Source organism: Gryllotalpicola reticulitermitis (assembly GCF_042651345.1).
Lineage (GTDB): Bacteria > Actinomycetota > Actinomycetes > Actinomycetales > Microbacteriaceae > Gryllotalpicola > Gryllotalpicola reticulitermitis.
In genome coordinates, this window is sequence record NZ_JBHSCN010000005.1 from 786392 (window position 1) to 810619 (window position 24228).

Sequence of the window (24228 nt, forward strand, 5' to 3'; positions counted from 1 at the left end):
GGGACCTATCGTGGCAGTTCGAGCAGGCCCCTGAGGTCATCGGATGTCAAAGTATTACTGAAGACGCCGTCGTCGTCGAGCACCTGATCGAAGAGCTCGGACTTCTCATCGCGCAGCTTCATCACCTTGTCTTCGATCGTTCCGTCGGCCACGATCCGGTACACGTTGACGGCCGCCGACTGGCCGATGCGGTGCGTTCGGTCGACGGCCTGCGCCTCCGACGCCGGGTTCCACCACGGGTCGAGCAGGAAGACGTAGTCGGCCTCGGTCAGGTTGAGGCCGAAGCCCCCGGCTTTGAGCGAGATGAGGAAGACCGGCGCCGTGCCGGTCTTGAACCGCGCGATCACCTCGGGCCGGTTCGCCGTCGAGCCGTCGAGGTAGTCGTAGGCGATGCCGGCCTCGCCGAGCCTCTCCTCGACCCGTGCGAGGAATGAGGTGAACTGGCTGAACACGAGCGCCCGGTGGCCCTCGGCGACGACGTCGTCGAGCTGCTCGAGCAGCGCGTCGAGCTTCGCGTTCGGGATGCCCTGATATTCCTCGTCGATGAGGGCGGGATCGAGGGCGAGCATGCGCAGCAGCGTGAGTGAGCGGAAGAGAATGAACCGCTGCCGGTCGAACTCTTCTTTCACAAGCCCGAGCAACTTCTGTCGCTCCCGTTGCAGGAACTGCTCGTAGATGCGGCGGTGCTTGGGCGACAGCTCGACCCGCAGCACCTGTTCCTGCTTCTCGGGCAGCTCGGGTGCGACGACCGCCTTGGTGCGGCGCAGCAGGAAGGGACGCACGCGCCGTCGCAGCCGTGCGATCACGCGCTGTGCGTCGGCGTGGCTGATGCCGGCGGGCAGCGCGTCGGGCTCGCGCACGTGCGACAAGGGCCGCACGTACTGCTCGGTGAACCGGCGGATGCTCGGAAAGAGCCCGGGCGCCACGATGTCGAGGATCGCCCAGAGCTCGAGCACGTTGTTCTCGAGGGGCGTGCCGGTGATCGCAAGTTTGAACGGCACATCGAGGGCTTTTGCGCACTCATGAGCCCGGCTGCGATGGTTCTTGACGAACTGCGCCTCGTCGAGCACGAGCCCCGCCCAGCGCTGGTCCTCGACGTCGTCGAAGTCGAGGCGGAACAGGTTGTACGACATCACGATGACGTCGTTCTCGGCGGCGAGCTGGGCGAGCTTCTGCTTCTCGCGCAACTGCGAGCGGGTGACGGAGGCGACGCGCAGGCCGGGCGCGAACCTCGCCGCTTCCGCGCCCCAGTTGCCGACGACCGACGCGGGCGCGACGACGAGCCAGGGGTCGAGACCCGCTGAAGGCGACGACCCAGTGGGTCCTCGCCGCGCCTCGGCCCCGCGCGAGTGCACGATCAACGCGAGCGTCTGCACCGTCTTTCCGAGCCCCATGTCGTCGGCGAGGACGCCGCCGAGTCCGTGCTCATAGAGGTACGCGAGCCACGCGAACCCGGCCAGCTGGTACGGCCTGAGCTCCGCCGTCAGGCCGTCGGGCGCTGGCGGGGCATCCGCTGGGGCATCCGTCAGTGCCGCGACCTGCTCGCGCCACTCGACCGCCGCGTGCGAGGCATCGGCGAGGTCCTCGAAATCGGACCACAGCGCCACCTGGGTGCGGTGGATGCGCGGCCCGGCCTCCCACTCGCGAAGGGTGTCGGCCTCGGCGATCAGGTCCATCAGCTTCGCGAACACCGGCTGATTGAGTCTCAGATACGAGCCGTCGACCAGTCTCAGGGACTTGCGGCCGCCGGCGAGCGCTTCGAAGAGGCTGCTGAACGGCACCTCCCGACCGTCGACACGCACGGCGAAGCCGAGCTCCAGCCAGTCGCGGTCGTCGGTCGGCACGAGGGTGACCTCGAGCTCGGGCACCGCGTCGAGGAAGTCCTCCGGCAGCACCGGCTCGCCCTCGGGCCGCCCGCTCGGCGGCGTCTGTGCGGGTGGCGCCTCGACGGGCTCGGGAAACCCCAGCGACGCGTCGGCGCTGACGAGCGGCACGGTGAGCGCGAGCTGCGGCAGATAGTCCGCGATGAACTCAGCGCGCTCGCGCGCAGGCACCTCGATGGGCGCGGATGCCGCGAGCCGCAGCACCTCGGCGGTCACCTCGCGCGCGCTCGGCGCGAGCCGCACGACCGGACCCGGCCACTCGACCGCCCAGAGACCGTGGGTCCCGAGCGCGCCGAGTCGCTGCCCCGTGACCTCCGCTCCGTCGATGCTCACCCGCGGCGCCAGCATGACGGCCCCGGCTTCATTCGCCGTCGCGTCGAGCTGGACGACCCCCCGCTCGCCGACGCGGACCACGGGCTCACGCCCGGCCCCGACGAACGCGACGCCGAGTTCCCTCGCTTCGTCGAGCAGCGGCCAGAGCAGCGCTGAGCCGAAGTCGTCGAGCGCAATGCGCACGCCGTCCTGGCCGAGGAAGCTGCCGCTGCTCGCGCGCGCCAGCGCGGCGAAGTCGGTGAACCAGCGCACCTGCTCGCCGTCGAGGCCGAGCTGGTGCACCTGGTACTGCAGACCGGCCCAGGCAAGGTTCGCGCCCACCCAGTTGCCGGCGCGACCGGGCATGACGGGCCGCGCGGTGAGCTTCAGCTCGCCGGCCGATTCCGCGGTCGCCGCGACCGTCGTGTTGCTCGTGTGCTGCCACCGCCCACTGCCGCGGCGCACGACCTCGCGGACCTCGAACTGCACGCCGAGCGGGGTGCGACGGCCTTCCGCGGGCGCCGCGCTTGAGGTCTCCGCGACGTCATCGGCGCGCGCAAGCCCGCGCAACGCGCGCTTCCAGTCGCTCTCGCCGCCCGAACTCACTCGGTCATGCTTTCACGCGCGACTCAGTCGACGGGCCCCCACGGGCGCCAGATCACGACCTGGTCGCGGCGCTGCGCCCGCGTTCCCGCGCGCATGGGCACGACCTCGCCCGAGACGTCCGACGCGAAGACCCGCCGGCCGGGGCGCTGCAGCAGAGCGTCTGCCAGCGCCGACTCGAGCTCGCGCACGCGGCCCTGAAGCGCCCGCACCTCGTTCTCGAGGGACAGGACGCGGCGGATGCCCTCGAGCGAGACGCCCTCGCCTGAGAGCCGAGCGACTTCGCGCAACTGAGCGATGTCGCGCAGCGAGTACCGCCGGGACTTGCCCGCGGTGCGTTTCGGCTCGACCAGCCCGAGCCGGTCGTACTGCCGAAGCGTCTGCGGGTGCAGTTCGGCGAGTTCCGCCGCCGCGGCGATCGCGAAGAGCGGCGTGTCCTGGTCGACGTCCATGTTCACAGCCGGCTGCCTTCCTCTCCCTGGCGCCCGCGCCGGCGGGTGCCGCTCGGACCGTTCCCCGAAGCTACTCGCGCGCCCGCGCCAGCAGATCGTCGCGCGGATTCTCCGCCGGCAGCTTCGCGGCGAAGTCGAGCAGGGCGTTCTCGGCCTCGGCCGACATGTGCGACGGCACAGCCACCTGCACCTCGGCGAGCAGGTCGCCGGTGCCCTTGGCGGTCTTCACGCCGCGCCCCTTGACGCGCAGCACCCGGCCGGAGGGCGTTCCCGCCGCGACCTTGAGCTTCACGGTCGGCCCGTCGAGCGTCGGAACCTCGATGGTCGCGCCGAGCGCGGCCTCGACGAAGGTCACCGGCACGTTGACGCGCAGGTTGAGCCCGTCGCGCTCGAATACCGGATGCTTGCGCACCGCGACCTGCAGGATGAGGTCGCCCGCCTCGCCGCCGTCGGGGCTCGGATGCCCGCGGCCACGCAGCCGGATCTTCTGCCCGTCTGCGACGCCCGCCGGGATCTTCACCTTGATGGGCTTGCCGCCGGCGCCGCTCAGCGTGACCGTCTCGCCGCGGACGGCGTCGACGAAGTCGATCGAGGTCGACGCGTCGATGTTCTGCCCGCGCGTGGGGGCGCCGTAGCCGCGGAACCCACCGGACGAACGCCCGAACCCGCCGCCGCCGAACAGGCCGCCGAGCAGGTCGTCATAGTCGGCGCCCCCGTTCTGGTAGCTGAACCCGCCCGGGCGGCCGCCTGCGGCGCCGGCACCACCGTTGAACATCGACCCGAAGACGTCCTCGAAGCCGCCGGCGCCGCCGGACCCGGGCGCCGTGAAACGCGCGCCCGAGCCCATGGCCCGCACCTGGTCGTACTCCGCGCGCTGCGCGGAGTCGGAGAGCACCGAGTACGCCTCGCTGATCTCTTTGAAGCGCGCCTCAGCGGCCGCGTCCCCCGGGTTCGAGTCGGGGTGGTACTGCCGCGCAAGCTTGCGATAGGTCTTCTTCAGATCGGCCGCTGAGACGTCTTTGCTGACGCCCAGGGTCGCGTAGAAGTCCTTGTCGAACCAGTCCTGACTGGCCAACGCGCCTCCTTGTAGTAACTAATCGGCGGGGGTGGCGACGACGACGCGCGCCACACGCACCAGGGTCGACCCGATGGTGTACCCGGTCTCGACCACGTCGAGGACGGTCGTCTCGGTCGCGCCCGGGGTGGGCTGCTGGAAGATCGCCTCGTGCCGCTGCGGGTCGAAGACCTCCCCGACCTCGCCGAACGGCTTCACGCCGAGCCTCTCGACCGCGCTGCGCAGCTTCCCGGCGATGGTCGGGAACGCGCCGTCGCCGTCGAGGTCGCCGTGCTTCTGGGCCCGGTCGAGGTCGTCGAGCACCGGCAGCAGCGCGCGCACCGCGTCGCCGACCGCACGCTCACGGACGACCTCGCGCTCGCTCTCGGTGCGGCGGCGATAGTTCGCGTACTCGGCCGTCACACGCTTGAGGTCGGCGAGATGCTCGGCACTCGGATCGCTCTCCTCCGCCTCGGCGGCGGCGAGGATGTCGTCGACGAACAGCTCGTCGTCGCCCTCGCCGTCGCTCTCAGCGGATGCCTCTTCGACCGGCTCTTCGATGGGTTCTTCGGGCTCGGAGCCCTCGGGCTTCTCGTCCGTCATCGCTTAGTTCTTCTCGTCCTCGTCGTCGACGACCTCGGCATCGACCACGTCCTCGTCAGAGGCGTCGCCGGCCGGGGCATCCGTCTGCTCGCCCGCCGCCTGCTCGGACTGGGCCTGCGAGTAGATCGCCTGGCCCAGCTTCTGCTGGCTCTGCGAGAGCTTGTCGAACGCGGTCTTCACGGCGTCGTCGTCATCGCCGGCCAGCGCGGTCTTCAGCGCGTCGACGTCGCCCTGCACGTCGGACTTGACGTCGGCGGGGACCTTGTCCTCGTTGTCCTTGATCAGCTTCTCGATCGAGTAGACGAGCTGCTCGGCCGTGTTGCGGGTCTCGGCGGACTCGCGGCGGCGCTTGTCCTCCGCAGCGTTCTCTTCCGCCTCGCGGACCATGCGCTCGATGTCCTCCTTCGGCAGCGACGAGCCGCCGGTGATGGTCATCGACTGCTCCTTGCCGGTGCCCTTGTCCTTCGCGGACACGTGCACGATGCCGTTCGCGTCGATGTCGAAGGTGACCTCGATCTGCGGGATGCCACGCGGCGCCGGCGCGATGCCGGTGAGCTCGAAGGTGCCGAGCGCCTTGTTGTCGCGGGTGAAGTCGCGCTCGCCCTGGAAGACCTGGATCGCGACCGACGGCTGGTTGTCGTCGGCGGTGGTGAAGGTCTCGGACCGCTTGGTCGGGATGGCCGTGTTGCGCTCGATGAGCTTGGTCATGATGCCACCCTTGGTCTCGATGCCGAGGCTGAGCGGGGTGACGTCGATGAGCAGAACGTCTTTGCGCTCGCCCTTCAGCACGCCGGCCTGCAGGGCCGCGCCGACGGCGACGACCTCATCGGGGTTGACGCCCTTGTTGGGCTCCTTCCCGGTCTCCTTCTTGACGAGCTCGGAGACGGCGGGCATACGGGTCGAGCCGCCGACGAGCACCACGTGCGCGATGTCGCCGACCTTGATGCCCGCCTCGCGGATGACGTCCTGGAAGGGCTTCTTCGTGCGGTCGAGCAGGTCGGAGGTCATCTGCTCGAACTGGGCGCGGGTCAGCGTCTCGTCGAGGTTGGCCGGCCCCGACTCGGTGAGCGAAAGGTACGGCAGCTGGATGCTCGTGGACATCGAGCTCGACAGCTCCTTCTTCGCCTGCTCCGAGGCCTCCTTGAGGCGCTGCAGCGCGATCTTGTCCTTCGAGACGTCGACGCCGGTCGTGTCCTTGAACTTCTTGATCAGGTGCTCGACGACGCGCTGGTCCCAGTCGTCGCCGCCGAGGCGGTTGTCGCCGGCGGTCGCGCGGACCTGGATGGTCGAGAAGTCATCGTCTTTGCCGACCTCGAGCAGCGAGACGTCGAAGGTGCCGCCACCGAGGTCGAAGACCAGGATGAGCTCGTCTTCGCGGCCCTTGTCGAGGCCGTAGGCGAGCGCCGCCGCGGTCGGCTCGTTGATGATGCGCAGCACGTTGAGACCCGCGATCTCGCCGGCCTCCTTCGTGGCCTGGCGCTCGGCGTCGTTGAAGTAGGCCGGCACCGTGATGACCGCGTCGGTGACGGTGTCGCCGAGGTACTGCTCAGCGTCGCGCTTCAGCTTCGCGAGGATGCGCGCCGAGATCTCCTGCGGGGTGTACTTCTTGCCGTCGATCTCCTGCTTCCAGTCGGTGCCCATGTGGCGCTTGACGGACGAGATCGTGCGGTCGACGTTGGTGACGGCCTGGCGCTTCGCGGTCTCGCCGACGAGCACCTCGCCGTCTTTCGTGTACGCGACCACCGACGGGGTGGTGCGGAAGCCTTCTGCGTTCGCAATGACGGTCGGCTCGCCACCCTCGAGAACAGCGACGACGGAGTTGGTGGTTCCGAGGTCGATACCTACTGCACGTGCCATGTGTTGGCCCTCCTGCGTTTGTTGCCTGGCTTGTTGCTGAAGTCTGCTTGCGGCATTGAGCCGCGTTGACTCAACTTTATCGGGGTACGGATGCCCGGTCAACCGCATCCATCAAAACTTGAGTCCGCTCGTATCAACTTCGCAAGTGCCGCGCACATTCCGCGCGCTCATCGCTAGGCTCGACAGCAGTGACACGGGGTGCGCCGACTGCGGCGCTGAGATCACACCCGTCGAACCTGATCTAGTTCGGACTAGCGAAGGGATGTCGCGAATTGAGTATTCGCACGCCAGAAATCGGCGCGGACGCCGCCGCGCAGCTGCTCGAGACGGTGCGCCAGAGCGCGCCGCTCGTGCAGGCCATCACCAACTCCGTCGTCATGGGGTTCACCGCGAACGTGCTGCTGGCGCTCGGTGCGGCGCCCGCCATGGTCGACCTCCCGGGCGAGGCCGGCGGTTTCGCGGCGCACGCCGGCGGTCTGCTCGTGAACCTCGGCACGCCGCACGCCGAGCAGCGCGAAGCGGCGCGGGAGGCGGTCGCCGCCGCGGCCGACTCCGGAACCCCGTGGGTGCTCGACCCGGTGGCCGTGGGCGCCCTGCCGGTGCGCACGGCACTCGCGGCCGAGCTGCTCGAGCGGCGCCCGGCGATCGTGCGGGGCAACGCGAGCGAGATCCTCGCCCTCGCCGGCCAGGGGGCCGGCGGCCGCGGCGTCGATGCGACGGACGACCCGGAATCCGCGCTCGACGCGGCACAGGAGCTGGCCCGTGGCTACGGCAGCGTGCTCGCCGTGAGCGGCGCCGTCGACGTGCTCACCGACGGCGAGCGTGTCGTGCGCGGCCACAACGGGCATCCGCTGCTCACTCGCGTCACCGGGGGAGGGTGCGCGCTCGGCGCGGTGATCGCCGCGTTCGCCGCGGTGGAGGCCGACATGCTCGCCGCCACGGTCGCCGCCGTGACCGCGTACAACCTCGCGGCGGAAGACGCTGCGACGCGCGCCACCGGTCCCGGCTCGTTCGCCGTGGGGTTCCTCGACGCACTCGCCGCGCTCACCCCCGACGCGCTCCAGGCCGGGGCCCGACTGGCATGACCGGCACGACTGTCACGAGCGGAACGACTGGCACGACTGGCATGACCGGCTTCGACCTGAGCACCTATCTGGTCACGGACTCCGCCTCGGCGGGGTCGCGCGGCGTCCTCGACATCGTGCGCGCCGCGACCTCCGGCGGCGTGACCGCCGTGCAGCTGCGCGAGAAGAACGCGTCGGCGCGAGGCTTCTACGAGCTCGTCCTGCGCGCGGCGGAGCTCACCGCCGGCCGCGCCGCCCTGATCGTGAACGATCGCGTCGACGTGTTCCTCGCCGCGCGCGCCGCGGGCGCACGGGTCGACGGCGTGCACGTCGGCCAGTCGGATCTTCCGGTCACGCTCGTCCGCAGGCTCATCGGCCCCGCGGCGATTCTCGGCCTTACCGCGAACACACCGGCGCAGCTCCGCGCCGTTGCCGCGCTGCCCGATCGAACCGTGGACTACCTCGGGGTAGGGGTCATCCGTGCTACGCGCACGAAGCCCGACCACCCCGAGCCGCTCGGCACGGCCGGTTTCGGCGCACTCGCGGCCACCACCCCACTTCCTTGCGTCGCGATCGGCGGTGTCACGGTCGCCGACACCGTCCCGCTCCGACGTGCGGGCGCGGCCGGGCTCGCCGTCGCGTCGGCGGTGTGCGCCGCGGAGGACCCGCAGGCGGCGGCGCGCGAGCTCGCGCACGCGTGGCGGGCGGCCGCATGACCAGCAGCACCACCCCGCGCGTGCTCAGCATCGCGGGCAGCGACCCGAGCGGCGGCGCCGGTGTCCAGGCCGATCTCAAGTCGATCGCCGCGAACGGCGGATACGGCATGGCCGCTATCGCGGCCCTGACCGCACAGAACACGGTGGGCGTCACCGGCGTGCATGTACCGCCGCCCGAGTTCCTGCGCCTGCAGCTCGACACCGTGGCCGACGACATCCGCATCGACGCCGTGAAGATCGGCATGCTCGCCGAGGCATCCGTCATCGACGTGGTCGCCGACTGGCTCGCACGGCGCCGACCCCCGATCGTCGTGCTCGACCCGGTGATGGTCGCGACCAGCGGCGCGCGCCTGCTCGCGCCCGCCGCCGAAGACGCGCTGCGCCGCCTGCTGCGCCACGCGGACGTGGTGACCCCGAACCTGCCCGAGCTCGCGGTGCTCGCCGGCGAACCGGAGGCGAGCGGGTGGAACGACGCGCTCGCGCAGGCCGCCCGGCTCGCGACAGAACACGGTGTGCGCGTGCTGGTCACCGGCGGTCATCTCGGGGGCGCGTCGTCACCCGACGCGCTGGTGAAGCCCGGCGGGGCCATCACCGAATTCCCGGGTGCCCGCCTCGAGACGGCCGCCACGCACGGCACGGGCTGCTCGCTGTCCAGCGCGCTGGCGACCCGCCGAGCGCGCGGCGAGGCCTGGGAGATCGCGATCGACACGGCGAAGACCTGGCTCACGGATGCGATGCGAGCCGGCAGTGCGCTCGCCGTCGGCCACGGCAACGGGCCCGTCGACCACTTCGCGCGACTGCACGACGAGCAGCCCGAGGACCACGCCGCGGCGTGGTGGCGCGACTGCGCCGACATCCGCGCGCAGATCGACGCGCTGCCGTTCGTCACGAGCCTCGGCGACGGCACGCTCGACCGCGAGCGGTTCCGCTCCTACCTCGCGCAGGACGCCCTGTACCTGCGCGAGTACGCGAAGGTCCTCGGCCGTGCGAGCGCGCTGGCGCCGAGCCCTGAGGAAGAGCTGTTCTGGGCGCGGTGCGCGCGGGGATGCCTGGAGAGCGAACTGCAGCTGCACACCTCGTGGCTCGGCGCAGAGCGCGGCGGATGCACGCCGCTCAGTCGCGTCAACCGGGCGTACCTCGATCATCTGTCAGCCGCAGGGCCCGACTACGGCACCATCGTCGCCGCGGTGCTGCCGTGCTTCTGGATCTATCGCGATGTGGGCGAACGCCTCGCCGCGCGCAGCCACCCGGAGCATCCGTATGCCGCGTGGCTCGCGACGTACGCGGACCCGTCGTTCGCCGAGTCGACGATGGCGGCGATCCGCTGGGCCGGCCTGGCGGCGACGCGAACGGATGCCGGGGGCCGCGCCCGCATGGCGCGGGCGTTCCGCCTCTCGGCGCACCACGAGCTCGCATTTTTCGCACAGTAACGTTGCCGCATGACGACGACCCGGTCCCGCGTGTGGCGCGACGGCAAAGAGGTGGCGCGGGACTTCCCCTTCGAACAGATCTCGGACCACCTCGCGCAGAAGGACGAGTTGACCTGGGTCGACATCTGCGCCCCCGATCACGAGCTGCTCGAGAACCTGGCCGGTGAGCTCAGTCTCGAGCCGCTCGCCGTGGAGGACGCGCTGGCGCGCATCGAGCGCCCGAAGGCACTCCGCTACGCGTCGCACATGTTCTTCACGGTCTACGCCGCCGAGATCGACACGGACGCCGCCGACGACCCGGCCGATGGCGTCGCCGACCGCGTCATGATGCACAAGGTGTCCGCGTTCATCTTCCACAACGGGGTGATCACCGTGCGCAGCCCCGAGTTCGACATCGACGACGTGCTGCAGCGGTGGGAAGACAATTCCGACCTGCTGCGCTACGGCGTCGGGGCGCTCACGCACGGCCTGCTCGACGCCGTGGTCGACAGCCACTTCACTGCGGTGCAGGTGCTCGACGACGCGATCGAAGATCTGGAGGACGTGCTCTTCGACGAGTCGGCGGTCGGCAACCGGGTGCAGCGCGCCACCTACCGGGCTCGGAAAGACCTGGTCGACCTGCGCCGCATCGTCCTGCCCATGCGCGAGGTCGTCAACGGCGTGCTCCGGCACCGCCGCGACGAGAACGCCCCGCGCGAACTCGACGCGTCGTACGACGACCTCTACGACCACGTGCTGCGCGTCACGGAATGGACGGAGTCGCTGCGCGACATGGTCTCGGCGCTGTTCGAGACGAACCTGTCGCTGCAGGACTCGCGGCTCAACAACGTCATGAAGAAGCTGACGAGCTGGGCGGCGATCATCGCCGTGCCGACCGCCGTCACCGGGTATTTCGGGCAGAACGTGCCGTACCCGGGCTTCGATCAGTGGTGGGGATTCCTGCTCAGCTCGGGCGTCATCGTCCTGCTCGGGGCGATCCTCTACGTGGTGTTCCGGCGCAAGAACTGGCTCTGATCCGGGCTTCAACGGGCGCCTCACCCGCGTGCGGGGGCGCCCCGGCCTGGTTCCGTTCAGCATCGGCCTGTTAGGCTCGCCGGGATCGCGTCGCACCTCAACCGTTCTGGTGCGGCATGGAAACAACGCAAGCATGGAAACAACGCAAGGCGATACCTACCCCATCGCCAACCCGAAGCAAACATGACTGATTACCCAACTCGCCGCGCTGCCCGTGAGGCCGAAGCGCGAAACGCTCGCAGTTCCCGCACCCACCGCGGCGCCCGGCCCGCCAGCGCACCCCACGCGCCGCGCGCAGCTCAGGCGGCCCACGCACCTCAGGCGGACCACGCGCAGCATCGCGCGCACCACCACCTGATCCCTCGGTCGAAGACGACCGTGGGCGTGGCATCCGCCGCCGCGCTGCTCCTCGCCGGGAGCGTGCTCATCGCGACGCCGGCGAACGCCGCGACCACGCAGGGGCAGACCCTGTATGCGAGCCAGCTGCTCGACAGCACGCAGGTCTTCACGGTCGGCTCCGACGTGCGGAAGGCGACGGTCGAGATCGACCCCTACGACTCCAACGCGCCGGCCGCCGCCAGCGTCGCGACCGCGTCACCGACGTCGAAGGTGACGTTCACGGTCAGCGGTCAGACCAACGCCGACTGGGCGGCGCTCGTCCTGCAGGACGCGTCGTTGCCGGTGACGAAGAACAACATCACCGTCATGCTGCAGTGGATGGACTCCGAGAACTCGCCGCAGGACTGGTGGCTGCGCAACAACCCGCTGAACAATGGCCTCGGCTCGGGCGGCGGCGCCGGTTTCGGCAGCTACGACAACCTCAACACAGCCGCGTCGTATGTCGCGCAGCAGTTCGATCGGTCGCTGTTCTCGGGCATCCGTTCTGCTCTCGCCGCCGACTCGGACCCGACGGTGACCGCCCAGGCGATCCAGGCCTCGGCGTGGGCCGGCAGCCACTACGGCTACGGCTCGCTGTGGCACGCCGTCGACGTGCCGATCGTCGCGGCTCCGTCCTTCGACTGGTGAGCTGAGCCCCGAGGTGGCCTGGCAGACCCGTACGACGCGCACCGCGTATGAGAATCCCTGGATCCGCATCCGTGAAGACCAGGTCATCCGCCCCGACGGCAGCGACGGCCTGTACGGCGTCGTCGAACTGCGGCCGGCGGTGTTCGTGGTCGCGCTCGACGACGAGGATCGGGTCGCGCTCATCGAGATCGACCGCTACACGGTCGGCGCCTCACTCGAGGTGCCCGGCGGCGGCAGCGACGGGGAAGAGCCGCTGCTTGCAGCGCAGCGCGAGCTGCGGGAAGAGACCGGGCTCGAGGCATCCGATTGGACTGAGATCGGCGACGTCTGGGCGCTCAACGGTGCCGCCCACGCACGCGAGCACGTCTTTCTTGCGCGCCGACTGACGCGGGCGACGGATGCGGCGGCCTCCCAGCTCGAGGAGGGCATCTCCGAGGTGCGGTTCGTGCCGTTCGGCGACGTGGTCGCGATGATCGGCCGCGGCGAGATCCGCGACAACGAGACGATCGCCGCACTCGCGATCGCAGCGATCCGCCTCGGCCGGCTCGCCTGACCCGCTCGGCCGCGTCGCTCGCCCCGCTGGGCCGCCTCGCCTGACCAGCTGGGCCGTCTCGTCTAAACCTCTGACCCGCTACCTACGCGGCGACCTGCTCGGCGACCGGGGTGCGCAGCTTCACGAATGAGAGCACGGCCGCGCCGACGCCGGCGCCTACAGCGACCCACAGGATCGCGATCGCCGCCGACGCCTGCTCCGTGACCGACCCGGCGGCCGCCCCGCTCAGCACGAGTGCCATGGACACCGCCGCCGCGCCGGCCGACTGGCCCACGGTGCGGTTGGTGTTGAGGACGGCCGAGGCGGACGCCGCGAACTTGATCGGCGCCGCGCCCATCATGTCGCGGTTGTTGGGGCTCTGGAACGTTCCGAAGCCGAAGCCGCAGACCCCGGTCGAGAGCAGCACGAGCCAGATCGGCGGATGCATGCCGAGCAGCGCGCACATGGCGAGCCCGACGGTCAGGATGATGAGCCCCGTCACGGCGAGGTACGCGGGGCGGACCCGGTCGGCGATGCGCCCGGACAGCGGCGCGACGATGACGATGACGAGGGGCCACGGGGTGAACAGCAGCGCCGACTGCAGCGGAGTGGCGCCGTACGCGCTCTGGAACAGGAACGGCAGCGCGATGAACGCGATTCCCTGCCCGAGGAACGACACCCAGGCGGTGGCGACCGACAGGCTGAACACTCCGGTGAAGAGTCCGAGCGGAATGAGCGGCCGGATCGCGCGCCGTTCGCGACGGAGGAACAGCCACACGAAGGCGGCGCTCGCGACGAGCAGGACGACGCCCTGCCAGAGCGTGGTCAGGGCGGCGAGCTGGCGGACCCCGATCAGGAAGCAGGCGATCGCGGCGGCGGCGAACACGGCGCCCGCTGTGTCGTAGTTGCCGCGGTCGCTGGTGCGGCCAGGAACGAAGAAGATCGCGAGCACGAAGGCGATCACGCCGATCGGCACATTGATGAGGAACAGCCACGGCCACGACAGCGTCTGCAGGATCACCCCGCCGAGCGTCGGCCCGATCGAGGTGCCGAGGGCGACCGTCATGGCGTTGATGCCGAAAATCTGCCCGAGCTTGTCGGGCGGGAAGATGTTGCGGAACAGCGGCAGCGCGACCGCCAGGATCACGGCCGAGCCGAGCCCCTGCAGGACACGGAACGCGACGAGCGTGCTGAGGGTCGGCGCGAGCGCGCAGCCGAGCGAGGAGAGCGTGAAGACGGGCACGCCGATCAGGTAGAGCCGGCGACGCCCGAGCTGGTCGCCGAGGGCGCTCGTGGCGGGAACGGCGCACGCCACGGCGAGCAGGAACGCGGTCGCCACCCACACCGTCTCGGACGGCGCGACGTGCAATTGCTTCGACAGCTGCGGCAGCGCGACGTTGACGATCGAGGTGTCGATGGTCGCCATCAGCGTCGAGAGCAGGATCGATACGACGGCGAGGTTGCGCCGCAGCGGCGAGGCGGTGAGGTTGAGGGCCGCGGTGGAGACTGTCATCGCAAACAGTTTAGCCTTTGCTAACTATCTGATGCTTAGAGCCTGCTCAGCGGGCAACGCCCGGTCGCGCTTCCACTCAGCCGGCAACCGCCGGTCGCACGCCCGAAGCGAGGACCGCGGACAACTCGAAGTGCAACAGGCCGTCTGCCCCCGTGAGCGCCGGCGTGCGGGCGTCGTAGGCGGCGCGCATCCGTTCCCGCGTCTCGGGCGCGGCCGCCGCATACGCGTAACCGATCACCGCGATTCCGGCCTCGACGCCCGACCAGAGGTCGTCCGCGGCAACCCGCCACGTGAAGCGCACGCGGCGAGCGCGGACGTCCTCGAAGCCGCACTCGGCGAGCAGCCCGGCGAGGCCGTCCTCGCTGCGGTCGAAGTCGCTGCCGGCCGGCAGTCGGTCCGCGGGCGGCGGATAGGCGCCGGTCTCGTCCTGGATCTCGCGCCACAGCCGCCCGGTCGGCGTCGACTCCCAGGGCCACACGGTCGCGACGAGCCGGCCCCCCGGCACGAGCTTCTGCCAGAGCTCGGCGAGGCACTCGCGCGGGTGGTCGACGTGGTTGATCGCGAAGTTGGCGGTGACGGCGTCGAAGGCCTGGTCGGGGTACGGGATGCCCGGCAGGGTCGCGGTCGTGAAACGGATGCTTGAGGCATCCGCTCTCGCCCCCGCGCTCTCGGTGGCGAACGCGATCATCGAGGGCTCCGCGTCGAACGCGTCGACCTGCCACCCGGCCGCTGCGGCCGCGATCGCGACCTCGCCCGTGCCGGTTCCCGCATCGAGGACGCGCCCCGGTGCGTGCCCGCCGACGCGCGCCTCGGTGAGGACCTCGGGGATCGTCGACGCGCAGAGCGCACCGAAGGAACGGCTGTACGGGGCTGCGATTCCGGCCCATTCCGCGTAAGACACCTCGCCACACTATGGTTTGCGCGTGAGCACAGCGTTTATACCGTTCGGCGCCCCGGCCGAACGCGCCGACGAGGCGCGCCCATGAGTGCGGCCGCCGTTCCCGATGCGCCGGCCAATGCGTTGCCGGTGATCCCTCGTTCGCAGATCGTCTCGTGGGCCCTGTGGGACTGGGCGTACTCGGCCTTCAACGCGGTCGCGACGACCTTCGTCTTCACCCGCTACCTGACCAGTTCGTCCTTCGGCGACCCGAATCACAACTCGGCTCTGCTCGGCTGGTTCCTCGGGGTCTCCGCGGCGCTCATCGCGCTGATCGCGCCGGTCGCCGGCCAGCGCACCGACGCGTCGGGGCGGCGCAAGCTGTGGCTCGCGATCAACTCGGGGGTCGTCGGCCTGTGCCTGCTCGCGACGGTGTTCGTGAAGGACACGCCTGCGTACCTGTGGCTCGGCCTGCTCGCGATCTCGATCGGCACGATCTTCTACGAGTTCGCGAGCGTGAGCTACAACGCGATGCTGCGCCAGGTCTCGACGCCCGCGACGGTCGGCAAGGTCAGCGCGTTCGGCTGGAGCATGGGGTATTTCGGCGGCATCGTGCTGATGATCATCGTCTACGTGCTCTTCATCGTCGGTTCGGGCTCGCACGTCGGTCTTCTGCACGTGCCGACCGCGGGCGGCTGGTACGTGCGCCTCACGATGCTCGTGGCCACGGCGTGGGCGGTCGGATTCTCCATTCCGATCCTCATCGCGGTGAAAGAGCCCAAGGTGCCCACCGAGATCGCCGCCGAGCGCACCAGCTTCCTCGGCTCGTACCGGGTGCTGTTCCACTCGCTCTCGACGCTCTGGCGCGAGAGCCGCAACACCGTCTGGTTCCTGCTCGCCTCGGCCATCTTCCGCGACGGCCTCACCGGCGTGTTCACCTTCGGCGGCATCCTCGCGGGCGTCACCTTCGGCTTCTCGACGAGCGAGGTGCTGGTCTTCGGAATCGCCGCGAACGTCACTGCCGGCATCGCGACCGTCTCGGTCGGCGCCCTCGACGACCGCATCGGGCCGAAGCCGCTGATCGTGACCTCGCTCGCCGGCATGATCGTCTGCGCCCTCGTGCTGTTCTTCCTGCACGGCGACGGCAAGACGGTGTTCTGGATCTTCGGCCTGATCCTCAGCCTCTTCGTCGGACCGGCGCAGTCCGCGTCGCGAACCTTCCTGTCGCGGGTCATCCCTGACGGGCGCGAGGGCGAGGTGTTCGGTCTGTACGCCACGACCGGTCGCGCCGCGACGTTCCTCGCGCCGGTGCTGTTCTCGTTGTTCATCACGATTGGCGGCAAGCAGGTCTGGGGCATTCTGGGCATCACGATCGTGCTGGTCGTGGGTCTCGCCGTGCTGATTCCGGTGAAGCCGGTGGTCGAGAAGGCTGTGATCCGCAAGGGCGCCTGAGCGCTACTGTGCACCCGGGACCGCCCGATTCCGCTCTAAGCGACGCAGGGGCGGTTAGGGGCATCCGTACAAACTCGCTGGATAGATTCGCCTGCGTGTCTGACGTCATCCCCGTGACTCCCCAGCCGTTCGGTGGGTCCGACAAGCGCATCGTGACGGAGCGGACGGAGTCGGCGCTCGAACAGCTCGACGACAACGCGCTGAATGAGATCTACGCCCTCCGCGACGACTTCGCGCGGTTCATGATGCCGTACAAGTTCGCAATCGACGAGGTCATGACGAAGATCTCGATCCTGCGCGAGGAGTTCGCGGCGCTGCACGCCGAGAATCCGATCGAGCACGTGGGCTCGCGGCTGAAGAGCACCGAGTCGGTGCTCGAGAAGGTGGCGCGCAAGGGCGTCGACCCGTCGTACGCGGCGATCCGTCAGGCGATCACCGACATCGCAGGCATCCGCGTCGTGTGCTCGTTCGTCAGCGACGTCTACCGGGTGTTCGAGGCGCTCACCAAGCAGTCCGACGTGCGCGTCATCATGGTCAAGGACTACATCGAGCATCCCAAGCCGAACGGCTACAAGAGCCTGCACGCGATCATCGAGGTGCCCGTGTTCCTCTCCGACGGGCCGGTGCCAGTGACCGTCGAGGTCCAGCTGCGCACGGTCGCGATGGACTTCTGGGCGAGCCTCGAGCACAAGATCTATTACAAGTACGACCGCGAGGTGCCGAGCGCACTGCTGCGGGGGCTACGCGATGCGGCGGATGTCGCGGCAGATCTCGACACGAAGATGGAGATACTGCACGACCAGGTGCGCCGAGACTAGCGCCGCTCGCCTTCGGCGCCACTCACGTCTGCACCACTCACGTCAGCACGGCTTGGGTCTGCACTCGTCACATCGGTGCGGTGGAAGTTGAGGTAGCTGCGGCTCGCGGTCGGGCCGCGCTGACCCTGGTAGCGCGAGCTGTACGCGGCCGAGCCGTAGGGCTTCTCGGCGGGGGAGGTAAGCCGGAAGAAGCACATCTGCCCGATCTTCATGCCGGGCCACAGCTTGATGGGCAGCGTCGCGACGTTGCTCAGCTCGAGTGTGACGTGACCCGTGAAGCCGGGGTCGATGAAGCCGGCGGTCGAGTGAGTCAGCAGGCCGAGACGGCCGAGCGAGCTCTTGCCCTCGAGTCGCGCGGCGATGTCGTCGGGCAGGCTGACGCGTTCGAAGGTCGACCCGAGGACGAACTCGCCCGGGTGCAGGATGAACGCCTCATCGCCGTCGACCTCGACGAGGCGCGTCAGGTCGGGCTGGTTCTCGGCCGGGTCGATATAGGGGTACTTGTGGTTCGAGAACAGCCGGAAGAAGCGGTCGAGGCGCACGTCGATGCTGGACGGCTGGATCATCTCGGGGTCGTAGGGCTCGAGCGCGATCCTGCCCCCGTCGAGTTCGGCCTTGATGTCGCGGTCGCTGAGCAGCACGCGGCCAGCCTATCCAAGACAGGCAGGGGCGCCCGGTTTCCCGGAGCGCCCCTGCCTGGTGGATCGGATGCTTAGAACCTGGTTCCCGGCGTGAACGAGACACCGCGAACCGTCGTGCCGTACTTCGGCGCCTTGACGGCGTGGAAGGCCTCCGTGCCCGACGCGGCGGTGGAGGAGAGCCGGTCGGTGACCGAGACGAGTGCGTTCGGGTCTGCACCCTGGTCGCCGCTGCCGCTGACGGTCGAGGTGACGCCCCAGATCGTCACGGTGCCGTTCGCGTTGACGCGACCGCTGATGTTGCGCAGACCGTCGGTCGCGGGCGCCCACGGCAGCCCGGTCGCGGCGTTGTCACCCTTCGGGTAGCCCGCCACCGTGTAGGGCGTGCCGAGCTTCAGGCCGCTCTGCAGCGTGTAGTCGAGCTTCCACGACTTCGTCGCGTTGTCGAAGGAGTACTTCTGCAGGCCCGCGGTCGCGGAGGACGCCGCATCCGTGTAGCTGTTCGTCGTCGTGCTGTAGGTGTTGCTGCCGTCACCCTCCTGCGCGACGTAGAGCGTGTCCTTGTTCGCAAACCAGAGGCCGAACGGGAAGAAGTCGGTGTCGGACTTCGCGGTCGTGGTCGGGAATCCGGCGAGGACGCACATGTTGTTCGGGGTGAGCCCGTTCTCGGCATCGTAGGTCACCGCGGCGGTCGGAAGCTTCGCACCGGCGGCGGGCACGCCGACGCCGTTCGGGCACGCGGTGCCCGTCGTGTCGAGGAAGTAGACGGTGTTGACGCCGTTGCTGCCGCTGCCCTTGGTGAAGTAGAGGACGTTGTTCGAGATCGTGAGACCGCGGAAGTTGGTGTCCTTGCCGATCTTGTCGGCCTTGTCGCCGAGCTGGGTCACGCTGAACGCGCCGACCGGCGTGGGCAGCCCCGGGGTCTGCTTCGACTCGGGCAGCTTCGACGGGCTGAGGAGCTGAGCGCCCGCACCGAGCACGACGTTCTCGGGCTGCGGGTTCGAGCCGTTGCCCGCGTTGCCCGCGGTGTAGAGCTCGTCGAGGCCCTTCGTGTCGGCGAGCACGGCGGCGCGGCCGTTGTTGCCGCTGTACGCGTTCGTCTCGGTGAAGTGGAACTTGCCGTCGGCGCCGAGCTCGACGACCACGCGATAGTCGCTGCCCGGAACCGGGTTCGTCGGGTCGATCGCGCCCGGCGTGTTCGAGTTGGAGACGTCGACCGCGTCCTGAGGCGCCGCGTAGCCCATGAAGGTGACGTACTTGCCGCTCGTCGACTGATTGAGGGCGAGCTCGGACTTCGACGAGAAGCTCGTGACGGCGCCGCCGACCTCGGGGACGGTGATCGAGCCGAGCTGGCGGCCGCTCGGGCTGAGCTCGTCGAGAACGATCGGCGACGTGACGCCGAACGAGGAGTCGGAGAGCACATTGTTGAACACCGTCGGGTAGCTGCCGTCCGCCGTGGCGGTGACGCAGTTGCTCCCCGTGCAGTTCGGCGGCAGCTGCGTCTGACCGGCCGTGATGTTCGGCGTGCCGACGTAGTCGCTGGTGCTCACGAGCAGGTTCCCGGGCTCGAGTCGCGTGACGCCGTATCCGTGGCCGCGATCGAAGCCGCTGTCGTGGCCGCGGACCGGCTGCGCGAGAGCGGGGCTCGCGACGGCGACGACGGTCGCTCCCGCGAGACCGAGGGCGATGAGGCTGCGGCGCAGGCCCCGGGGTTTCGACGACATGGTTCTCCTTCGATGTGTCGTTCCGGCCGGCGGCAGGAGGCACGGCCATGTGCCACATTCGAGGGGCATGCTGAATTCGGCGCCACACGCAAGCGACGCCGAGGTGAACGCGGCCGAGCAAATCGCTGGAGAAAATATGCTGATCAGCGATGCTAAATCGCTTAGAGCTTTCTCAGAGCGGATGCGTCAGGCTGAGGGGTTCGACCCCGCACACCACGCCGGTCACCGTCACCGCGGGGCACGCATCAAGGGCAGCACGACCTCATCGACGATCGACTCGATGACCTCCTCCGGCACCGGTTTCAGCGTCATCAGCAGCTCGTGGCGATAGAGGTCGAACGCGAGCCCACGAATCCGCGGCGTCAGTCGGGTGGCATCGATGTCGCCGCGTTCGGCCGCGCGGTCGAGTACGGCGTCGAGCGCGCTCGTGCGCCCCGAGAGGAACGTCTCGCGCAGGTCGGCGAAGCTCGTGCCCGTCTCCGCGTAGTAGGCACCGAGTCGTGCGCTCATCAGCATGGCGTAGGGCGCTCGCGTGCGGTTGGTGCGACGGAAGATCGCCAGCAGATCGCCGCGCAGGGACCCGGTGTCGGGAACGTCGACCTGCGCGCCACTCGCCCAGTGCCCGACGGCCGCGGTGACGACCTCGGGCTTCGACGCCCAGCGCCGGTACACGACGGCGCGGCTCGTGCGCGCGCGCTCGGCCACCGACTCGATCGTGAAGCCGTCGTAGCCCTTCTCTTCGAGCTCCGCCCATGCGGCGTCGAGCAGCGCGTTCTCGAGCGCCACGCCTCGGCGCCGCTGAGCGGGCGGAGCCTCGTGCAAGTTCTGCGAATCCTGCGAATCCTGCGAATCGTCTTTAAGGGTCATTGTGTTTCTTATTCTACCTTCGTACCCTTTAGGTACAGAGTGTTTCTAAAGGAGCGCATGATGTCCACCACTCAACCAGGCCGCGCCGCGGCGCCCGGCCCCGCCACAGACGCGGAGAGCACCAAGATCGATCCTGCCGTCTGGCGCACCATCTGGGCGGTGCTGGTCGGCGCGCTGGCGGTGATCTTCGACACGACCATCGTCTCCGTCGCACTGCACACCCTGTCGACCGATCTGCACGCATCCGTTTCGACCATCCAGTGGGTGAGCACCGGCTATCTGCTCGCGCTCGCGGTCATCATCCCGATCACCGGCTGGGCGCAGCGGATGCTCGGCACGAAGCGCCTGTGGCTCATCGCCCTGTCGATCTTCCTCGGCGGCTCGATCCTCTCGAGCCTCGCCTGGTCGGCGCCGAGCCTCATCACCTTCCGGGTCGTGCAGGGCATCGGCGGCGGCGTCATGCTTCCCCTCATGTCGACGATCGTGATGCAGGCCGCGGGCGGAAAGGCGCTCGGCCAGATCATGTCGATCGTGAGTCTGCCCGCCGTGCTCGGGCCGATTCTGGGGCCGGTGATCGGCGGCGTGATCCTGACCCACCTGCACTGGTCGTTCCTCTTCTGGGTGAACGTGCCGTTCTGCGTCGTGGGGCTCGTGCTCGCCTCGATCATGATCCCGAAGGACGGCCCGGTGCACCGCGCAAGCTTCGACATCGTCGGATTCGTGCTGCTCGCGCCCGGACTCGTGGGCATCCTCTACGGCCTCTCGAACACGAGCGGCACCGGCGGCTTCACGCGCGCCGACGTGCTCTGGCCCCTGATCGGCGGTGTCGTGCTGCTGCTCGCCTTCGTGCTCTGGGCGCTGCGGCGCCGCACCAAGGCGCTCATCGACATCCTGCTGCTGCGGCACTGGGCGCTCAGCTCGTCGTCGGTGCTGCTGTTCCTCTCCGGCATCGGGCTCTATGGCGCCATGCTGCTGCTCCCTCTTTACTTCCAGCAGCTGCGCGGCATGACACCGCTCGATGCGGGCCTCCTGCTCATTCCGCAGGGCGTCGGCACCTTCCTCAGCCGCTCGATCGCCGGCCGCCTCTCGGACACGATGGGCGCACGCTGGCTCTCCGTGATCGGGTTCGCGATCGTCGCCGTGAGCACCGTTCCGTTCGCGTACGCGGGGGGCCAGACGAACGAGATCTGGCTCATGGTGGCGCTTCTCGTGCGGGGTCTCGGGCTCGGCGTCGTCACCGTTCCACTGATGGCGCTCGCGTTCCGGGGTCTCGAGCGCCCCGAGATCCCTGACGCGAGCATCATCAGCCGCATCGCGACCCAGGTCGGCGGCGCCTTCGGCAGCGCGGTGCTCGCCGTGATCCTCGCCGGCGCGCTTGCCACCGCGACGACCGCAGGGGGAGCCGCGGGCGCGTTCCAGACCGCCTTCTGGTGGTCGGTCGGCTTCTCGGCGGTCGGCGTCGTGCTGTCGCTCATGCTGCCGGGCAAGCCCCCCGCAGTCGCTCCCGCGCCGGAGGCCTGAACCGCGACGCCCGTCAGCCCAGCGGCACTTCCCACACGAGGTGTGTTCCGGCGCCGCCCGAGTCGATCCGGAGCGACCCGCCGCGTGCTTCGGCCCGGGCGCGCAGGTTGGCGAGTCCCGAGCGGCGGCGCGACGCCTCGACCCCGCCGCGGCCGTCGTCGCCGACCTCGACGCGCAGCACTTCGCCCTGAAGGCCGACCGACACGCTCGCCGTGCGCGCCCGTGCGTGCTTCACGACGTTGGCGACCGCCTCGCGCACGACCGCGACCACGTCGTCGGCGAGCTCCACAGGCACGGCGGAGTCGAGGGCGCCGCGGAAATCGATGCGGGGGCTGCGGGGCAGGTCCTGACGGAACTGCTCGACGGCGTCGATGACGCGGTGCCGCAGTGATGAGGCATCCGCCGGGCTCGAGGTCATCGCGAAGATCGCGAGCCTGATCTGGCTGATCGCCTCGTCGAGCTGCTCGGTGACCCGCGCGATACTCACGTTGACGGCGTCGGGCAGCCCCGTGCCGAGCAGCCCCTGGAGTTCGAGCCCCGACCCGAACAGCTGCTGGATCACGTTGTCGTGCAGCTCGCGCGCGATGCGCCCGCGGTCGCGGACGAGCGCCATGCGCTGGCGGGCGTCACGCGCACCGGCGAGAGCAAGGGCGACGGATGCCTGATCGGCGAAGTCCGACGCGATCTCCTGTGTGCCCGGGCTGAACATGGCGCGCCCCGGTTCTCGTGCGATGAGCAGCACTCCCGTGCTCGCGCCCTCCGTCGACAGCGGAAGTGCGAGGGAGGGGCCGAGCGCCTGCTCCGGCGAGAATTCGTTCGCGAGGTCCTCCGCCAGCTCGGCGCGCCCCGTGCGGTAGACCCGGTCGACGAGCGTGCCGTCGCCGGACAGCACGCGTCCGCGAAACCGCTCCCAGCCCGCACCCGATGCCGCGGCGAGTTCCAGGTGTGCCGGCTCACCGGCATCCGTACCGCCGCCACGGGTGCTCGGCACCAGAACCGCCGCGACGAACGCGTCGGCGAGATCGTGCACGCGCTCGGCGATCATGCCGAGCGGGTCGCGCTCGTCGCCGGCAAGCAGCGCCGCGGTGATCTCGGCGGATGCCGCCGTCCATGCGCGCCGGCGCTCGGTCGCCGCGAAGAGCCGCGCGTTCTCGATGGCCAGCCCGGCGGTCGCAGCGAGTGCGACGACGATCTCCTCGTCTTGAGCGGTGAAGCCGCCCTCGCGGTTGGTCAGGTAGAGGTTGCCGAAGATCGTGTCGCGCGAGTGCACCGGGACGCCGAGAAACTCACGCATGGGCGGATGCTTCGGCGGGAATCCGACTGAACGGATGTCTGCGCCGATCTCATCGAGCCGGATCGGCGCGGGCGTGTCGATCAGGGCGCCGAGCAGACCGTGACCGTCGGGAAGATGGCCGATCGCCCGGGCATCGTCGTCACCGATCCCGACGTGGATGAACCGCTCGAGCCGCTTGCCGCCCGGCGTCGTCGGCGCGTTGGCGGACAGCACCCCGAGCGCACCGTACTGCGCGCCCGACAGCTCGATCGCCAGCTCGACGACACGGCGCAGCACCACGTCGAGATCGAGCGCGGAGACGAGATGCTCGTTCGCCTGAATCAGTGCGCGCAGGCGGGCTTCGACCGACGTCGCGGGGGACACGCGTCCAGGCTAGCCGCGCCGCCCCGGCTACGGGTGCTGGTTGTCCCTGTCGGGCGCCGCGCGGACTATGAGTCCGCGATGCAGGCGATGGCTCGCTGCGTGGAGCAACGGGTGCCTGGGACGTCAGTGCTATTGCATCCCAGCCAGCATGATCCGAAGCTATTCGACTGGAGTTATTCATATCAGCGACCCAGCAGCCGCACGGATATGTCCGCTGAGGGTGCTGACGCCACGCCGGGTTCGATAGCGCCGAGCGTGGTCGAGTCGATCTCCCCGTCGCTTGGCGACGCCGACTCGGCTCATACAAAACCGGCCAACATCGTCGCGTTGGAACGCGGGGTGGGCCAGTGTCAGCTCGCGCACGCCGCATACGTGGAGGACCGATGGAGGCAGCAGCAGGTGCTCAGTGCTGCGGAGGAGAAGGTACAGAAGCCGCAGTTCCTGCGATGTCTGACGGCCGCCGGGGTTGACCTGCCCTCCGATACAAGCGACGGCAACCTCAACAAATGGCTGATGACGCCAGCGTGGTTCGAAGGCCTCAGCGCCGAACGGCGCAGTCAGGCGGATGCGTGCATGAGCGAGTTCGCCGATCTCGTCAACACCTTTGCGAAGTAG

Annotated in this window: 21 protein-coding genes and 1 riboswitch; of the genes, 10 read left to right on the forward strand and 11 right to left on the reverse strand. The window is 69.5% G+C overall.

Annotated features, from left to right (window positions below):
- Positions 1 to 5 precede the first annotated feature (5 nt).
- The 5 genes from ACFOYW_RS10780 to dnaK form a co-directional block, all read right to left on the reverse strand.
- Positions 6 to 2801, reverse strand: a complete 2796-nt coding sequence (locus ACFOYW_RS10780) for a DEAD/DEAH box helicase (RefSeq protein ID WP_390228937.1) — start codon at positions 2799 to 2801, stop codon at positions 6 to 8.
- Positions 2802 to 2824: 23 nt separating this feature from the next.
- Complete coding sequence (locus ACFOYW_RS10785; protein WP_390229616.1) at positions 2825 to 3250, reverse strand: heat shock protein transcriptional repressor HspR; 426 nt, start codon at positions 3248 to 3250, stop codon at positions 2825 to 2827.
- A 70-nt stretch (positions 3251 to 3320) separates the two neighbouring features.
- Positions 3321 to 4325 carry a DnaJ C-terminal domain-containing protein gene (locus ACFOYW_RS10790; RefSeq protein ID WP_390228938.1) on the reverse strand — a complete coding sequence of 335 codons (1005 nt, stop codon included), beginning with the start codon at positions 4323 to 4325 and terminating at the stop codon, positions 3321 to 3323.
- 18 nt (positions 4326 to 4343) lie between these two features.
- The gene (locus ACFOYW_RS10795) at positions 4344 to 4907 is read right to left on the reverse strand and encodes a nucleotide exchange factor GrpE (protein ID WP_390228939.1); all 564 of its coding nucleotides are present in this window, start codon (positions 4905 to 4907) and stop codon (positions 4344 to 4346) included.
- 3 nt (positions 4908 to 4910) lie between these two features.
- A complete protein-coding gene (gene dnaK / locus ACFOYW_RS10800; RefSeq protein WP_390228940.1) occupies positions 4911 to 6764 on the reverse strand; it encodes a molecular chaperone DnaK in 1854 nt (617 codons plus the stop codon).
- A gap of 184 nt (positions 6765 to 6948) precedes the next feature.
- Positions 6949 to 7044, forward strand: a riboswitch (TPP riboswitch).
- On the opposite strand from dnaK, the gene thiM reads away from it, so the two are divergent.
- The 6 genes from thiM (at position 7037) to ACFOYW_RS10830 (ending at position 12567) form a co-directional block, all read left to right on the forward strand.
- Positions 7037 to 7849: a hydroxyethylthiazole kinase gene (gene thiM / locus ACFOYW_RS10805; RefSeq protein ID WP_390228941.1), complete on the forward strand. Its 813-nt coding sequence runs from the start codon at positions 7037 to 7039 to the stop codon at positions 7847 to 7849. Its footprint overlaps the riboswitch before it by 8 nt.
- Positions 7846 to 8544 carry a thiamine phosphate synthase gene (gene thiE, locus ACFOYW_RS10810; protein ID WP_390228942.1) on the forward strand — a complete coding sequence of 233 codons (699 nt, stop codon included), beginning with the start codon at positions 7846 to 7848 and terminating at the stop codon, positions 8542 to 8544. The genes thiM and thiE overlap by 4 nt, the downstream gene beginning before the upstream one ends.
- Positions 8541 to 9974 carry a bifunctional hydroxymethylpyrimidine kinase/phosphomethylpyrimidine kinase gene (thiD, locus tag ACFOYW_RS10815; RefSeq protein WP_390228943.1) on the forward strand — a complete coding sequence of 478 codons (1434 nt, stop codon included), beginning with the start codon at positions 8541 to 8543 and terminating at the stop codon, positions 9972 to 9974. Before thiE ends, thiD begins: the two co-directional genes overlap by 4 nt.
- Positions 9975 to 9983: 9 nt before the next feature.
- Entirely contained in the window at positions 9984 to 10988 is a 1005-nt protein-coding gene (locus ACFOYW_RS10820) for a magnesium transporter CorA family protein (protein WP_390228944.1), read from the forward strand.
- 183 nt (positions 10989 to 11171) lie between these two features.
- Positions 11172 to 12014 carry a hypothetical protein gene (locus tag ACFOYW_RS10825; RefSeq protein WP_390228945.1) on the forward strand — a complete coding sequence of 281 codons (843 nt, stop codon included), beginning with the start codon at positions 11172 to 11174 and terminating at the stop codon, positions 12012 to 12014.
- A 13-nt stretch (positions 12015 to 12027) separates the two neighbouring features.
- A complete protein-coding gene (locus tag ACFOYW_RS10830) occupies positions 12028 to 12567 on the forward strand; it encodes an NUDIX domain-containing protein (protein ID WP_390228946.1) in 540 nt (179 codons plus the stop codon).
- A gap of 82 nt (positions 12568 to 12649) precedes the next feature.
- Here the strand turns inward: ACFOYW_RS10830 and ACFOYW_RS10835 are convergent, their stop codons facing one another.
- Both ACFOYW_RS10835 and ACFOYW_RS10840 read right to left on the reverse strand, forming a co-directional pair.
- Entirely contained in the window at positions 12650 to 14059 is a 1410-nt protein-coding gene (locus ACFOYW_RS10835; protein WP_390228947.1) for an MFS transporter, read from the reverse strand.
- Positions 14060 to 14135: 76 nt separating this feature from the next.
- The gene (locus ACFOYW_RS10840; RefSeq protein ID WP_390228948.1) at positions 14136 to 14960 is read right to left on the reverse strand and encodes a class I SAM-dependent methyltransferase; all 825 of its coding nucleotides are present in this window, start codon (positions 14958 to 14960) and stop codon (positions 14136 to 14138) included.
- A gap of 81 nt (positions 14961 to 15041) precedes the next feature.
- Between ACFOYW_RS10840 and ACFOYW_RS10845 the strand changes: the two genes are divergently transcribed.
- A complete protein-coding gene (locus ACFOYW_RS10845; RefSeq protein ID WP_390228949.1) occupies positions 15042 to 16388 on the forward strand; it encodes an MFS transporter in 1347 nt (448 codons plus the stop codon).
- Positions 16389 to 16630: 242 nt separating this feature from the next.
- Positions 16631 to 17206: a GTP pyrophosphokinase gene (locus tag ACFOYW_RS10850; RefSeq protein ID WP_390229619.1), complete on the forward strand. Its 576-nt coding sequence runs from the start codon at positions 16631 to 16633 to the stop codon at positions 17204 to 17206.
- Here ACFOYW_RS10850 and dcd read toward each other — a convergent pair.
- The 3 genes from dcd to ACFOYW_RS10865 all read right to left on the reverse strand — a co-directional run bounded on the left by dcd (position 17203) and on the right by ACFOYW_RS10865 (position 20435).
- Positions 17203 to 17847, reverse strand: a complete 645-nt coding sequence (gene dcd / locus ACFOYW_RS10855) for a dCTP deaminase (protein ID WP_390228950.1) — start codon at positions 17845 to 17847, stop codon at positions 17203 to 17205. The two genes, ACFOYW_RS10850 and dcd, sit on opposite strands and share 4 nt — an antisense overlap.
- Before the next feature lie 71 nt (positions 17848 to 17918).
- On the reverse strand, positions 17919 to 19568 hold the full coding sequence (locus ACFOYW_RS10860; protein ID WP_390228951.1) for a hypothetical protein: 1650 nt from the start codon (positions 19566 to 19568) through the stop codon (positions 17919 to 17921).
- Positions 19569 to 19796: 228 nt separating this feature from the next.
- Complete coding sequence (locus tag ACFOYW_RS10865) at positions 19797 to 20435, reverse strand: TetR/AcrR family transcriptional regulator (protein WP_390228952.1); 639 nt, start codon at positions 20433 to 20435, stop codon at positions 19797 to 19799.
- 60 nt (positions 20436 to 20495) lie between these two features.
- Here ACFOYW_RS10865 and ACFOYW_RS10870 point away from each other — a divergent pair, with 60 nt between their 5' ends.
- Positions 20496 to 21956: an MDR family MFS transporter gene (locus ACFOYW_RS10870; RefSeq protein ID WP_390228953.1), complete on the forward strand. Its 1461-nt coding sequence runs from the start codon at positions 20496 to 20498 to the stop codon at positions 21954 to 21956.
- A 13-nt stretch (positions 21957 to 21969) separates the two neighbouring features.
- On the opposite strand, the gene ACFOYW_RS10875 is transcribed toward ACFOYW_RS10870, so the two are convergent.
- Positions 21970 to 23613 carry a sensor histidine kinase gene (locus tag ACFOYW_RS10875; RefSeq protein ID WP_390228954.1) on the reverse strand — a complete coding sequence of 548 codons (1644 nt, stop codon included), beginning with the start codon at positions 23611 to 23613 and terminating at the stop codon, positions 21970 to 21972.
- A 255-nt stretch (positions 23614 to 23868) separates the two neighbouring features.
- On the opposite strand from ACFOYW_RS10875, the gene ACFOYW_RS10880 reads away from it, so the two are divergent.
- Complete coding sequence (locus tag ACFOYW_RS10880; protein ID WP_390228955.1) at positions 23869 to 24228, forward strand: hypothetical protein; 360 nt, start codon at positions 23869 to 23871, stop codon at positions 24226 to 24228.